At 41.1% G+C, this 13,746-nt stretch carries 6 protein-coding genes; 5 read left to right on the top strand and 1 reads right to left on the bottom strand.

Annotation, left to right across the window (positions count from 1 at the left end):
- Window positions 1-10 precede the first annotated feature (10 nt).
- Window positions 11-1,564: a RagB/SusD family nutrient uptake outer membrane protein gene (locus tag ACEN9X_RS28700; protein ID WP_413668405.1), complete on the top strand. Its 1,554-nt coding sequence runs from the start codon at window positions 11-13 to the stop codon at window positions 1,562-1,564.
- A gap of 534 nt (window positions 1,565-2,098) precedes the next feature.
- Here the strand turns inward: ACEN9X_RS28700 and ACEN9X_RS28695 are convergent.
- Entirely contained in the window at window positions 2,099-3,571 is a 1,473-nt protein-coding gene (locus ACEN9X_RS28695; protein ID WP_413668404.1) for an RICIN domain-containing protein, read from the bottom strand.
- Window positions 3,572-4,435: 864 nt separating this feature from the next.
- On the opposite strand from ACEN9X_RS28695, the gene ACEN9X_RS28690 reads away from it, so the two are divergent.
- The 4 genes from ACEN9X_RS28690 (at window position 4,436) to ACEN9X_RS28675 (ending at window position 13,637) form a co-directional block, all read left to right on the top strand.
- Window positions 4,436-8,542 (top strand): two-component regulator propeller domain-containing protein, encoded by a 4,107-nt coding sequence (locus ACEN9X_RS28690; protein ID WP_413668403.1) that lies wholly within the window; start codon window positions 4,436-4,438, stop codon window positions 8,540-8,542.
- A gap of 310 nt (window positions 8,543-8,852) precedes the next feature.
- Complete coding sequence (locus ACEN9X_RS28685) at window positions 8,853-10,676, top strand: glycoside hydrolase family 35 protein (protein WP_413668402.1); 1,824 nt, start codon at window positions 8,853-8,855, stop codon at window positions 10,674-10,676.
- 25 nt (window positions 10,677-10,701) lie between these two features.
- Complete coding sequence (locus ACEN9X_RS28680; RefSeq protein WP_413668401.1) at window positions 10,702-11,991, top strand: glycoside hydrolase family 43 protein; 1,290 nt, start codon at window positions 10,702-10,704, stop codon at window positions 11,989-11,991.
- 131 nt (window positions 11,992-12,122) lie between these two features.
- Window positions 12,123-13,637 carry an alpha/beta hydrolase-fold protein gene (locus ACEN9X_RS28675; RefSeq protein ID WP_413668400.1) on the top strand — a complete coding sequence of 505 codons (1,515 nt, stop codon included), beginning with the start codon at window positions 12,123-12,125 and terminating at the stop codon, window positions 13,635-13,637.
- The last annotated feature ends 109 nt before the right edge of the window (window positions 13,638-13,746 follow it).

The raw sequence follows: 13,746 nt of genomic DNA, 5'->3' as shown, positions 1-13,746 counted from the left end.
TGATAAAATCATGAAAACTATATATAAAGTCTTAATCGTATTAGCTGTTATTAATCTTGCAGGCTGCAAAAAAGACCTTTTGGACAAGACGCCTAAAGACCGTCTGTCTCCATCAACGTTCTACCAAAACGAAACCCAGGTAAAAATGGCACTGGTTGGCATTTACAATGCGATACAGCCCAATGCAACACCTGCTCATTTTTTTCAGTTTGAATTTGAGTCGGACAATGCTTATTGCCAGGATGCATGGCAGGGCTCAAAAGAAGTTGGAGCCTGGCAAACAACAACCAACAGTTGGGCCCCTTATGCCAAATGGACACAGGATTATACCATCATTTCAAGAGCCAACGAGTTTTTGCAGGATGTTGCCGCAGCAGATATCGATGCTACTGTAAAAAGCCAGATGGCGGCAGAAGCGAAGTTTTTACGTGGTTATGCCTATGCCGATCTAATCTCCTATTTTGGAGATGTGCCTTTAATTACCAAAGTTCAATCGCTTTCGGAAGCCTATGTTTCCAGAACGGCCAAAGCTACCGTGCTGACGCAGATCGTAACTGACCTAACAGATGCTGCTGCTGCACTGCCAACTTCTTATTCTGGTTCTGATGTTGGCCGTGCAACCAAAGGGGCGGCCCTGGCCTATAAAGCAAAAGTGCTTTTGTATAATGAAAAGTGGGCCGATGCGGCACAGGCAGCGCAGGATGTGATCAATCTTAAAGCTTACAGTTTATATTCTAATTATGGTTTGTTGTTTGACGAAGCGAATGAAGACAATAGCGAGGTGATTTTTGATATCCAATATATACCAACCACGCAGCCGCAACCCTGGCCGTCATCTGCGCTATCTTTAAGCGTTTGGCCAACACCAAATGTTACTGCCGATCTGATCAATTCATACTACATGACCAACGGCTTGCCGATCACTAATTCGGCTTCAGGATACAATGCGCAAACCCCTTATGTTAATCGCGATCCAAGGTTGGCTGCTTCAGTTGTGTTACCGGGCTCTCAGTGGGGTTCAACCACTTATATCCCTGCTAATGATGTGGTGCCGTCGGGCGCACGGCCCCGCAAATATGCAGCAATTGGCATTGCCGACCCTAATAATTGCTCGCTCAATACCATTTTAATGCGTTATGCCGATGTATTGCTGATGCGTGCCGAGGCATTAATTGAATCCGGTAGCACTGCGGCAGAGATCTATACGCTTATTGACCAGGTACGCGGGAGGGTAGGTATGCCAACGGTTGAAGCGGTAGAAGGTTCCGGCTTAAGCCAGACGCAATTACGTGCCGTTTTACGCCACGAGCGCAGGGTGGAGTTTTTTATGGAAGGTACCAGATACGCCGATATGTTACGCTGGAAGGATCAGTCGCTGGTTCATGACGTATATGGTTACGACAAATCATTGTTGAGCAACCCGGCAAGCTCTTCTACCTGGAAATTTAGCCAGGTTAAGTTAGATACCAGAACATTCGACGCAGGTAAAGGATGGTTATGGCCGGTACCTCAGGCTGATATCGATATTAATAATAAATTGTTGCCTAACAATCCTGGATATTAAGATGCCTGGCGTTACATAGTTAATTGATGTAACTGCCTATTTGTTTTAACAATAAAGCCCTCGGTAGCGTTTGTCTATCGGGGGCTTTGTTTTAATTCTGTATCTCTTTTGTTTACAATCGAGAGGCTCGTTACTATTCGCGAAATATTAGAGAATGTGTTTTTTCTATAAAATATGTACTCCGATGATATTGTATCCCCGCTATCGTGTTTACAAACCTTTTTCAACTAAAAGAAAATGTCATTTCGAACCTTTGAGGGGCGGGAATGGAAAGGAATGATGTGAAATCTTATACAGTGTGCAGATCATTGCGGTTAATAACAAGGCGTAGAAGATTTCCCCTCACCCCTCAACGCAACCTCGGCTGGTTCGTTCGAAATGACGTCGCATTGCTATTAATAATAAAATCATTAAAGAGATGTCCACACGTTATAAAACAACAAAAAATGCTGTCATTTTGAGACAGCATTTTTTGTTGTTTTTAAGGGGCAAACTAAAGTTAACTGCTTATTTACGGCAATTAACGTAGTGTTTTTATTGAGCAATAAGCTTCCATTGCTGATTGTAACTTGAACCCTGGTACCATTGCTGTACAGCTGATCCATTGGCAGTTAAACCTCCGGTATCAAGGCATTTACCTGTGGTAAGGTTAATTACCCTGTAATAACCATCTCCGGTTGAAACGAGCGACCAGCGTTGGTTTGTACTTGTGCCTACTACATATTGCAAAACATTTGATCCGTCGGTGGTATTGGTGCCCACGTCAAGACATTCTTTACCAGTTACGCAGCTTAAGGTGTAGTAACCGGCAGTATAGCTTATATTCCATTTTTGGTTGTTGCTTGTTCCTGATGCCCATTGAGCTACAGCTGCGCCATCGGTTGTGCTACCCAGGTTGTCAAGCATGAGGCCCGATGCGCGGTTTTGAAGCTTATACCGGCCGTCGGCAATAGGGCCTATCCAAACCGGCGAAGCAGAAAGTTGCCATGACCACCTGAACATATTTGCCGTACCAGGGCTAACCTCGGTAAGGTTATTGTTTGCTGTATACCAGCGATAGGTATCAATATCATTAACACCCGACCAGGCTATTGTTCCCATCGAGTTGTCTTTGGCATAAGCCAGTGATCCGGTCAGGAAAGCCTGGTCAACATATACACCGGTATCCCATTGCCACCAGAAACTCATGTTCCTGAATGTTTCGATACCAACCTCGGTAACTATGGTACGTGAGGCGTATGAGCCTGTACGGGCCGACATGATATTGTAATAGCTCGACCAAACGTTGTATGAACCCCAGAACCACCAGTAGCAGTGTAAACCAAGATATTGGTTGGCTAACCTTGAATCGGCACCAACAGCAGTTACGTCGGCGGCATAACCGGTACCATCAAAAATACATTTCCCATCGGCCGGGCTGTAAGTGGTTAAAAAGCCTGCATATAGGTTATTCAAATCGGTACTTGAATAATCAACAGGCTCGTTGATAGGTTCATATAACACGGATGTGTTGTTTTTATATACATTGTTTACCGTTGTCCACATGGTATGCCATTGTGCAGTATCAGGCACGTGGTGAACACCAACCGGCCAGTAACAAAGTATTACTTTGCAGCCATTGGCCACAACTGCGTTAATTGCAGCCTGGTAAACCGGCCAATAAGTTGAGTTTGAGGCGGTCCAGGGGTTTATTGGCATCCTGATAGTGGTACCACCACTTGTTTTAACAGCACTGGATATATTGGTTGCCAAAGTAGCGGCTTGTGTTGCAGTAAGCGATGTCGTCATACCGCTGGGCAGCACAACCCTTCCGTCACCCTCGTTTCCATTGGGGTCGGCCCAGTTAATACCCCTGAAACCGTTTGTGTTGGTAGTTGAAAGGGCAAATGATTGTTTTCCAAACTTTTGGCCCGACAGGTCGGCGCTTTTTTGAATAGAATTTTTAGAACAGCCCATCGCCAGGGCTAACAGGCAGCTCAGTGCCCCGGTAGTTAAATTTTTTCTCATGTGTTTATATTAGGTGTTAAATAATTACTTCTTTTGGTCAATCAGTTTTGATTTTAAATACGGCGGAGCTCTTCCCTGTTTTAACACGAAGGGGATTATATCGGTTAGCTGTAAACTAACCGAATGCATATTCAGACACAGTTCAAATATTCTCATGGTAGATGTCTTGAAAAAAATCAGATTTTCCCTGGCCAATAACTAACCCTCAATTACTGCCGGATGTAACGGTCAGTAATTTAATTAGCCAATAAAAATGGCTGTAAGTAATAATGGAAATGGAAAATCCGTGTTTATATGGTTGACCTAATTTCTTTTAAAAAGCAGAAACTGAAAAGGGGGTAAAGCCTCAATATTGCGGGGATAAAGTGGCATTTTATTCGTTTTTAACACAATAGCTCAGCTTTTTTATCTCTTTTTTCTCAGCTGATTTAAATTGCGCATCAATGCTGTTTGTTTAAAATTATTGTTATAAATACAATTAATAATTATTTACATTTGGATGCCTTATAAACTTAATGCTTCAGGATAAGACGAGAGCTTCTGCCAAAATTTAAGGGGATTGTGGATCATTTATTGAAGAATAAACGATGCTTGATTATTAATGATCCGAAGAGGAAAATGTATCAAACAAAAATTTAATACTTCGACATTAAAAGATTATTCGTCGGCACTTGTAGTACAGCTAACAAGATCCATTCTTATATTGCTGAATTGTCTTTATTCCGAAGGTTATAAGTGTATTAAGTACAATATTTAGTGAATAACCTGACGAAGCAAAGGTTGTGAAGCCTAACTTATACTGTAAAAATTGTTAGTGTTAATACGGTGTGTTGTATTTATCTAATTAAAAGTGATAACGGATTTATGTATAAAGCTGTCTTGTTTTTCCTGATTGACCTCCTGTTTGTAACTGCTGTGAACGCGCAGGTTCCGGAAACCTTTTCAACCAATGATGTAAGGAATTTTGCGTTAAAATCATACACCACTCATGATGGGCTGCCATCCGAAAATGTAACAGTGGCACTTAAAGACAGGCGGGGATATATGTGGATAGGAACAGATAACGGGCTTTGTAAGTTTGATGGCTATACTTTTGAAAGTTTAGTAAACATTCCCGGAAACACATCAAGTATAAGTTCAAATTTTATCAGTGCGCTGGCCGAAGATAAAAACGGAAAGATATGGGTTGGGACAATGGACGGCTTAAATGTTTTGGATCCCAATACAGAGAAATTTGAACGGTTTTATCATAGCGATAAGATCAGAGAGTCGGTAAGTAACAATAAGATTTTCTCTGTTTTCTGCGATAGGGGAGGAACGATCTGGATAGGTACAGACGATGGTTTTAATCAATATGTGGCCAATAAGCGATCATTCATTAGTTATAAACCTAATCCGGGTGATCGATTTTCCATAAAAGGCAAATCGGTAAATGCAATTGTTGAGGATGATAAGAAAAACCTGTGGTTAGGAAACTGGAACGGTGGCTTAAATAAATTCGATAAGGTTAGTAAGCATTTCAGTAATTATCCGCAAACCGAATCTCTGCTTAAGAAGAGCCCCAACGATATTTGGAGCCTTTTTTACGATCAAAAAGACGGCTGCATTTGGGTGGGTACCTATTGGAGCGGCCTTTTTTGTTTTAATCCTCAAAATCAGCAATACACCCGGTTTTCAAGCCACGATAATATCAACATAGGGGCCTTTAGCATTGATAAGGCTAATGACTCCACCCTGGTTGTTGGAAGTAACGGCGGTTTCTATTTTATAAATAAGGGTAATGGCCAATGGCGAAAAATTGGCAACGTTAATAGTACTGCCGATGGTTACATTTATAATGATGGAGCGGGGATCATGTGGCTTTGCGGTAAAGACGCTTTAACAAAAGTTGATTTTACACAATACAAATTCCGCTTCATCCCCTTATCAATTGCACCGCGCGAAGCAAAAAGCATGTTATTGCAAGGCAATATGTTGTGGCTGGCAACCAACGAAGGGCTTTATCAGTTTGATTTAATAAAAAAGACAGAAAAGCTGTTTCAGCATACCAATGATCCGTCAAGTATCAGCAGTAATCAGGTTGGCAAAATATATTTAGACAACAGAGGTGTGTTATGGGCAGCAACCGAAAATGGGTTTGATAAGTTTGACAGCAGTAACAACAGGTTTATACACCACTTTCATCATTCAGCCCTGAGCAATTTCTTTAATGAAGATGTTTTCAGGGATATTCTTGAAGTAAGGCCGCATGAATATTGGCTCGCCACAGATGCTGGTTTAAAGATCTACAATGAAGAAACACTGCAATTTAAGCATTATTATAACGATGATAAAAATCCAAACTCAATTGCGAGCAACCATATTTATAATCTCTTAAAAGATAGCAAAGGCAATGTATGGATTGGAACAAGCGGAAACGGGGTTGATCGTTTTGACCCTAAAACCGGGATTTTTCACCACTATACCTATAATGATAAAATTGCAGGTAGCCTGAGCAATAATATTGTGCATTGTGTATTTGAGGATAGTAAAAAGAATATCTGGATCTGCACGGCCGATGGGTTGAATAAATACGTTCCCGAACGTGATTCTTTTATTACTTATTCACGTAAAAATGGATTTGCCAGCAACGTGTTTAGTAATGTGGTTGAAGATGACCGGGGAAATCTTTGGATCAATTCTGCTACCGGGGTATCAAAGTTTACCCCCCAAACGTTAGCCATCACTAATTTTGATGAGGGTGACGGTGTGTTTTCGCATTCGCTTATTTACAAATCTGCAGATGGACAGATTTATTTAGGAGGGAATTCAGGCGTCGTGGTTTTCGATCCGTCAAAAATTAAATTGAACGATAAAATCCCGCAGGTTTATTTTACCGATTTTCAGGTGTTTAATAAATCTGTAAAGCCTGGTGCGGATTCGCCATTGAAAAGGCCGGTCGGCACAGCAGATACCGCTTTCCTGAATTATGATCAAAATGTATTTTCTATTGAATTTGTTTCGCTCAACTATACCCATTCAGAGAAAAACGGTTACAGGTATAAGCTGGAAGGCTTTGACGAAAAATGGAATTTTAATGGTAACCAGCGAAGGGTTACCTATACCAACCTTAATCCCGGAACTTATATATTTAAAGTTATAGCAAGCAACAATGATGGCGTGTGGAACAGGATACCTAAATCCCTGATCGTCATTATTTCGCCGCCGTGGTACCGTACATGGTGGGCTTATACCATTTACGCTATATTTATTGGCGGGATAGTTTATCTGTATCTTTTATACCGGGACCGCCAGGCCAAACTAAAATATGAAATCCAGATAGCTCATTATGAAAGCGAAAAGGAAAAGGAACTCAGCGAACGTAAGCTTGCTTTCTTTACCAATATTTCGCATGAGTTCAGGACGCCGTTAACGTTAATCATTAATCCTATTAAGGAGCTTTTGTATAATGAAAAAAAGGCGATGGATACCTCCAACTTAACCATCGTTTACAGAAACGCGCGCCGGCTATTAGGCCTGGTAGATCAGTTACTTCTTTTCAAAAAGGCCGAATCAGAATCTGATCAGCTGAGAATAAATGATGTTAATATAGTCGATTTGTGTAAGGAGGTTTATTTATGTTTTGTACATGAAGCAAAAAGAAAACAGATCCATCTTGAGTTCGCATCATCAAGCGATTGCTTGAATGTTTATATAGACCGGGAAAAAACAGAGATAGTGCTGTTTAATTTACTTTCGAACGCCATGAAGTTCACCCCAAAACTCGGAAAAATTCGCATTTATGCAGAAGAATCTGAGAAGGCGGTTTCAATAATTGTTGAGGATACGGGCTGCGGAATTCCATCTGAAGTGGGCGACAGGCTTTTTAGCCGGTTTTACCAGGTATCTGATTTGGCCAGTACATCAAACGGTGGATTTGGGCTCGGACTTTACCTTGTTAAAAATTTTGTAGAGCGTCAGGCCGGAACCGTTGAATATCACAGTGAGGCAGGAAAGGGGACAGCCTTTACAATCACTTTAAAAAAAGGGAAAGTACATCTGAAAGATCAGATTATTTCAGAACAACCAACAACTACTTCCGAGTTTTTACAGGAGCTGATAGATTCTGAAACTACAGCCAGTGATATAATATCCACGGAAGATCCAGGTGAGGAGGTATCAGTGTCTGAACTCAAGACGCTGCTAATTATCGATGACCACGAGGATATGAGAGAATACCTCCGCCAGATATTTAAACTTGAATACAATGTTCTTGTAGCTCCAAACGGTGAGGATGGGATCAAAATTATTAATGAGCAATGGCCCGATATAGTGATATGCGACGTAATGATGCAGGGTATGACCGGAATAGAAGTTTGCGCCGCTATTAAAGAGAATATGACCACCTCTCATGTCCCTGTTATCCTTTTAACCGCGAGTGCATCAAACGAGGTTAAATTAAAGGGCATTGAAGGTGGCGCAGATGATTATATCGGAAAACCTTTTGACAAAGATATCCTAAAAGCAAGAGTTAGCGGACTGCTTAAAAGCCGAAATACACTTCAGCAATATTTTTATAATGAAATTACGCTGAACAATAACCCGCACACGATATCTATAGAATACAAACGATTCCTGGATTCCTGTATCCGGATTGTGGAAGAGCATATCACTGATCCTGATTTTAACCTGCAATCCTTAGCATCCGAATTAAATATGTCTTATTCGGGGATCTACAAGAAAATTAAAATGATTTCAGGGCAGCCGGCCAATAGCTTCATAAGGGCTATCAGGTTGCGAAGAGCCGCGCAGTTATTTGTTCACAGCGATTTAAATATATTGGAAACCGCTTACGCCGTTGGAATAAAAGACATCAAATATTTTCGCGAACAGTTTAAGAAGGTGTTTGATTTAAAACCTTCCGAATACATCAAAAAGTTCAGAAAGAATTTCAAAAATGCCATGGTTAACCAAGGGGCCGAAAGGAAATAAACCGATAGATAGCCGCTTGGTCACCCTCCATCTGAAAATGTAAAAAGAACATTATTCAGTTGGCAATCTATTGCTCGTCGTATACAGATATCTTCTTTAGCTTAGCCGAAAACTTCGAAAAAGAACTTTTTAGCCTGTTTTTAGCGGTTTGTCCCTTCAATTTGGCTGGTTACCCCCCTTTTTATTAATTGATTTTACATTCATTTTAGCACATCAGCTAATAACCAAAATATCAGGTAAGCATAATTGCTACCATGTTATTTTCAGTGATGCGCCAATTAGTAAATCAATAACACTTACATATTTTTTAATGAGATCATTTACTCTTTTTTTTATAGCGGCCATTTTGTGTGTTGGTAACCTGGCCAAAGCTCAATCTAAACATCAATTTACCTTAGGAGATAAAGACTTTCTTTTAGATGGAAAGCCTTTCCAGATGATTTCCGGCGAACTGCATTATCCCCGGATTCCAAGAGAAGCCTGGCGCGACAGAATGAAAATGGCAAAAGCTATGGGACTTAATACCATAGGTACCTATGTTTTTTGGAACCTGCATGAACCTCAGAAAGGGCAATTTGACTTTTCGGGTAACAATGACATCGTTGAGTTTATTAAAATAGCCCGGGAGGAAGGTTTATGGGTGATTTTACGCCCAAGTCCTTATGTATGTGCCGAATGGGAATTTGGCGGCTATCCCTATTGGCTGGAGAATGAAGATGGGTTAATTGTCAGAAGTAAAAACGCTCAGTATTTAAGTGAATACGAAAGTTACATCAAAGAGTTGGGCAAAAGATTGTCGCCATACCAGGTAAACCACGGTGGTAACATCCTGATGGTGCAAATTGAAAATGAATACGGATCATATGGTGCTGATAAGGAGTACCTGGCCATTAATCAAAAAATGTTTAAGGATGCCGGGTTTGATGGGTTGTTATATACCTGTGATCCGGCTACTGATCTGGTAAAAGGCCATTTGCCGGGTTTGCTTCCGGCAGTTAATGGTTTGGATGATCCGGCTAAAGTAAAGGAACTTATCAATCAAAACCACAATGGCAAAGGGCCTTATTATATCGCCGAATGGTACCCGGCCTGGTTTGACTGGTGGGGCACAAAACATCATACAGTACCGGCAGATCAATATACCGGTAAACTGGATTCGGTACTCGCAGCCGGGATCTCTATAAATATGTACATGTTTCATGGCGGTACGACAAGAGGCTTTATGAATGGGGCCAATTATAACGACCAATCTCCCTTCGAACCTCAAATCAGCAGTTATGATTATGATGCGCCGCTTGACGAAGCCGGAAACCCCACGCCCAAATTTGTAGCCTTCAGAAATGTAATTCAAAAGCATTTATCAGCTGGTACTAATTTGCCGCCTGTTCCTTTGGCAAAGCCAACCATTTCGATACCCAAAATTGAGCTTGAAAATGTAGCCGGCCTTAACGACTTAAAGCCTGAAGGCAAGAGCAGCGAAAGCCCGCTAACCTTTGAGGATATGAAGCTTGATTATGGTTTTATGCTATATCGTACAAAAATTGAAGGCGGAAAATCAGGTGTCCTAAAGGTGAAAGAACTTAGAGATTTCGCTGTAGTGATGATTAATGGGAAAACGGTCGGGAACCTGGATCGCCGTACGGGGCTGGACAGTATGAGCCTCAGGCTGCCCGATGGAACTGTAACACTGGATATTTTGGTTGAAAACCTCGGTCGCATCAATTTTGGTAAATATTTATTACAGAATAAAAAAGGCATTGTGGGCAAAGTGATTTTTCAGAATAACGAAGTGAAAAACTGGCAAAATTTCCCTTTGCCTTTTAATACATGGGGGCATTACACCCCAAAAATAGATTTACTTGATTTAAATGCGCCTGTTATGAAAAAGGGCACCTTTTCCTTATCTGTATTAGGGGATGCTTATCTTAATATGACTGATTGGGGCAAAGGAGTGGTGTGGATTAACAGGCACAACTTAGGCAGGTATTGGAGAACGGGCCCTCAGCAAACCTTATATGTGCCCCGCGAGTGGCTGCATACCGGGAAAAACGAAATTTTAATTTTTGAACTGCTAAAGCCCGGAAACAAAGAGATATCCGCATTGAGTAAACCTATTTTAGACCAGTTGCAATAAATACGATACGATTTTTTATTTTGATATGAAATACACAAGAATTACGATAAATATTGCCTTATTTGTTTTCTTCTCGTTTAGCAGCCAATTGACAGTTTTGGCGCAAAAAAGTGATCGGAAACCTAATTTAGACTACAAAGGCTACCTGTTTACATACTTTACCGGCAATCAAAAAAGCGAGGAAGCCATCCGCTTCGCAATCAGCACAGATGGATATCATTATTGGGCGTTAAACCATAATGAGCCGGTTGTAAATAGTTCGGCGATCAGCGAAACCGGTGGTGTCAGGGACCCTCATATATTGCGATGCGCCGACGGGAAAACATTTTATATGGTTGCCACAGACATGGTTTCTGCTAACGGGTGGAATTCCAATCGCGGACTGGTGTTGCTTAAATCAACTGATTTGATCCACTGGTCATCCTCTCATATTAACTTTCAAAAACGTTTTCCGAACCAGGATAGTCTTTTACGTGTGTGGGCGCCACAAACCATTTACGATGAGGTTGCTAAAAAATATATGGTTTACTTTTCTTTAAAATACGGTAACCAACCGGATAAGATACACTATATATATGCCAATAATGAGTTTACCGATTTTGAAGGTGAACCTAAGCAACTATTCTTTAGTCCGGATAATGCAGCTTGTATTGATGGCGACATAGAGAAAAAAGACGATACATATTATTTGTTTTTCAAAACAGAAGACCGTGTACCGGGCATTAAAATCGCTGTTTCCAAAAGCTTAACCAGTGGTTACAAGCTTCAAAGCGACGAATATGTTCAGCAAACTACCCGGCCGGTTGAAGGGGCGGGTACGTTTAAGTTGAACGATGGTACCGGATTTATTTTGATGTATGACATGTATACCAGCGGCCTTTACCAGTTTACAAAATCTACCGACCTGAAAAACTTTAAGGTTATAGATGAAGAGGTATCTATGAATTTTAAGCCGCGGCACGGTACAGTTATGCCTGTTACATCAGGTGAAATGAAGAAACTGATTAGCCGGTTTATGCCGGTGGACGCGGTTCTTCAAAGCATTAAGGGGGAGGGGTTGGCTGTTGACCAATTAGTAATTGATACGGTTAAAAAGGAGGTTCGTATGCCGTTGGCGTCAGGCTCAAACCCCAGACTTTTTAAACCACTATTTGTCGATCTGCCGGGGGGATCCATAAAGCCGTGCAAAAAGGTAGATTTCTCCAAAGGTGCTGTGCCATATCGCATTACAATCATCGGGCATAAGCCGGTAATTTATAAGCTATCAACAACGGAGGTATCGCTGTCTAAAGCTCCCGGATATGAAGGTTCGTAAGTAGATGTCAATTTTTCAATAATTTAAAAGAGGTTGAGCCCACTAAAAGGCTCAGCCTCTTTTTTTACCGGGCTTTACTGTAACTATCTTAATAGATGTGTTGTCTTACTTTCAACCAAATACTCACCATTATGAATGCCAGGCCTTACCTTTTTTTTGCCGTTGCTGTTGTATTAATATTTAACCAGTTCGGCCGCGCGGCGGCACAAGACATGCCCGGTAAACGCGACTCAATCAATTCGGTTATATTAAATGAAAAACGGGTTATCCAGGTTATACTGCCTGATGGTTATAAAGCCGGTTCAGCAACCAAATACGATGTATTATACATAACCGACGACTGGAATATAAAATTAGGGCGCGATATCCAGCACTTTATAGCAGATGAGCATACGATGCCACCAATGATCATTGTTGGCGTATTAAATACTGACCGTAGTAAGGATTTTTTACCTACGCATAATGGAGGAAATAAAACATCAGGTGGGGCTGATAAATTTTTGAAATTTTTTAAAGATGAGCTGATACCTTACATTGATAAAACCTATCCTTCTGATGGCGATAATACGCTTTTCGGTCATTCATTCGGCGGTGTGTTTGTAACTTATGCCTTGTTAAACGAGCCGCAGCTTTTTAGTAATTATATAGCCGGCGATCCGAGCTATTGGTGGGATAATGGCGTTATGCTGAAACAGGTTAAGGAGAAACTGCCTTCGCTGGCAGGCAAGGGAAAGGCGCTTTACATTGGCGGCCGTGAGGGACAGGGAATGAAGGAAATGAACATTAATGCAATGGATAGCCTCCTGAAAAAAGATGCGCCGGCAGGTTTTGATTGGGTGGTAAAAGCTTATCCCAAAGAGTCGCACGGTACCGTACGGCTTAAAAATATGTACGACGGTTTGAGATTTGCCTATAGCGACTATGGCGGTAAACCGTTGGAGTTTCATCCCTCAAACGGAATTGTGCTAAAAAGCAAACCAATAAAGATTTGGTATTTCGACGATACAACAAAAGTGCATTATACCTTTGATGGTTCAGAGCCATTGTTAACATCGCCTGTGGTAAAGCCCGAGTTAGAATTATCAGGCGCGGCTAAAGTTACCATGCGACAGATAGCCGGTCGTGCAAAATTCAACAAAACTACCAGTGGCGAATTTAAAGAGGGCAATTACCTGCCTGCAAAATCGCTCAAAAAGGGCTATCAATCAGGTGGATTTCATTATGCTTATTATGAGGGACAATGGGATAAGCTACCCGATTTTAAGACTTTGAAACCTGTTAAAGAAGGCGTAGCCGATAGTACTTTCAGTATCGATAAACAGCCCCGCCAAAACAATTTCGGTTTAGTTTTGGACGGACAAATAGAAGTTAAACAGGATGGCTATTACATATTTGGATTAGGCTCGGATGATGGCTGCAAAGTGTACCTGGATAACAAGCTTATGATTGATCTTGATGGTTTGCACGATGGCGATATCGAACGATCATATATTGTCCCTCTGAAAAAAGGATTTTACCCTTTACGAATAGAGTATTTTCAAAAAGAAGGTGGCCGTAAGCTTGAACTGGTGTATGTAACGCCCGATAATATTGCCAAAAAGAAAATAACACCAATTCCTTACGCGTTGCAGTATGGACAGAGATAGGTTTCACGCCTGAAAATCATTCGCTTTTTTATAAGCTTGATACATATTTATATTAAAACCCGCACTTCAATAGAGGCGCGGGTTTTTACGTTAAGATAATACTATGTCC

The sequence above is a fragment of the Mucilaginibacter sp. Mucisp86 genome (assembly GCF_047324315.1).
Taxonomy (GTDB): Bacteria; Bacteroidota; Bacteroidia; order Sphingobacteriales; family Sphingobacteriaceae; genus Mucilaginibacter.
This window is presented reverse-complemented; position numbering and strand designations above follow the sequence as displayed.

What these genes read in the sequence shown, in the direction of transcription:
- ACEN9X_RS28685 (WP_413668402.1), top strand. Translation starts at nt 8,853, where the DNA reads ATGAGATCATTTACTCTTTTTTTTATAGCGGCCATTTTGTGTGTTGGT.
- ACEN9X_RS28680 (WP_413668401.1), top strand. Translation starts at nt 10,702, where the DNA reads ATGAAATACACAAGAATTACGATAAATATTGCCTTATTTGTTTTCTTC.
- ACEN9X_RS28695 (WP_413668404.1), bottom strand. Translation starts at nt 3,571, where the DNA reads ATGAGAAAAAATTTAACTACCGGGGCACTGAGCTGCCTGTTAGCCCTG.
- ACEN9X_RS28700 (WP_413668405.1), top strand. Translation starts at nt 11, where the DNA reads ATGAAAACTATATATAAAGTCTTAATCGTATTAGCTGTTATTAATCTT.
- ACEN9X_RS28675 (WP_413668400.1), top strand. Translation starts at nt 12,123, where the DNA reads ATGAATGCCAGGCCTTACCTTTTTTTTGCCGTTGCTGTTGTATTAATA.
- ACEN9X_RS28690 (WP_413668403.1), top strand. Translation starts at nt 4,436, where the DNA reads ATGTATAAAGCTGTCTTGTTTTTCCTGATTGACCTCCTGTTTGTAACT.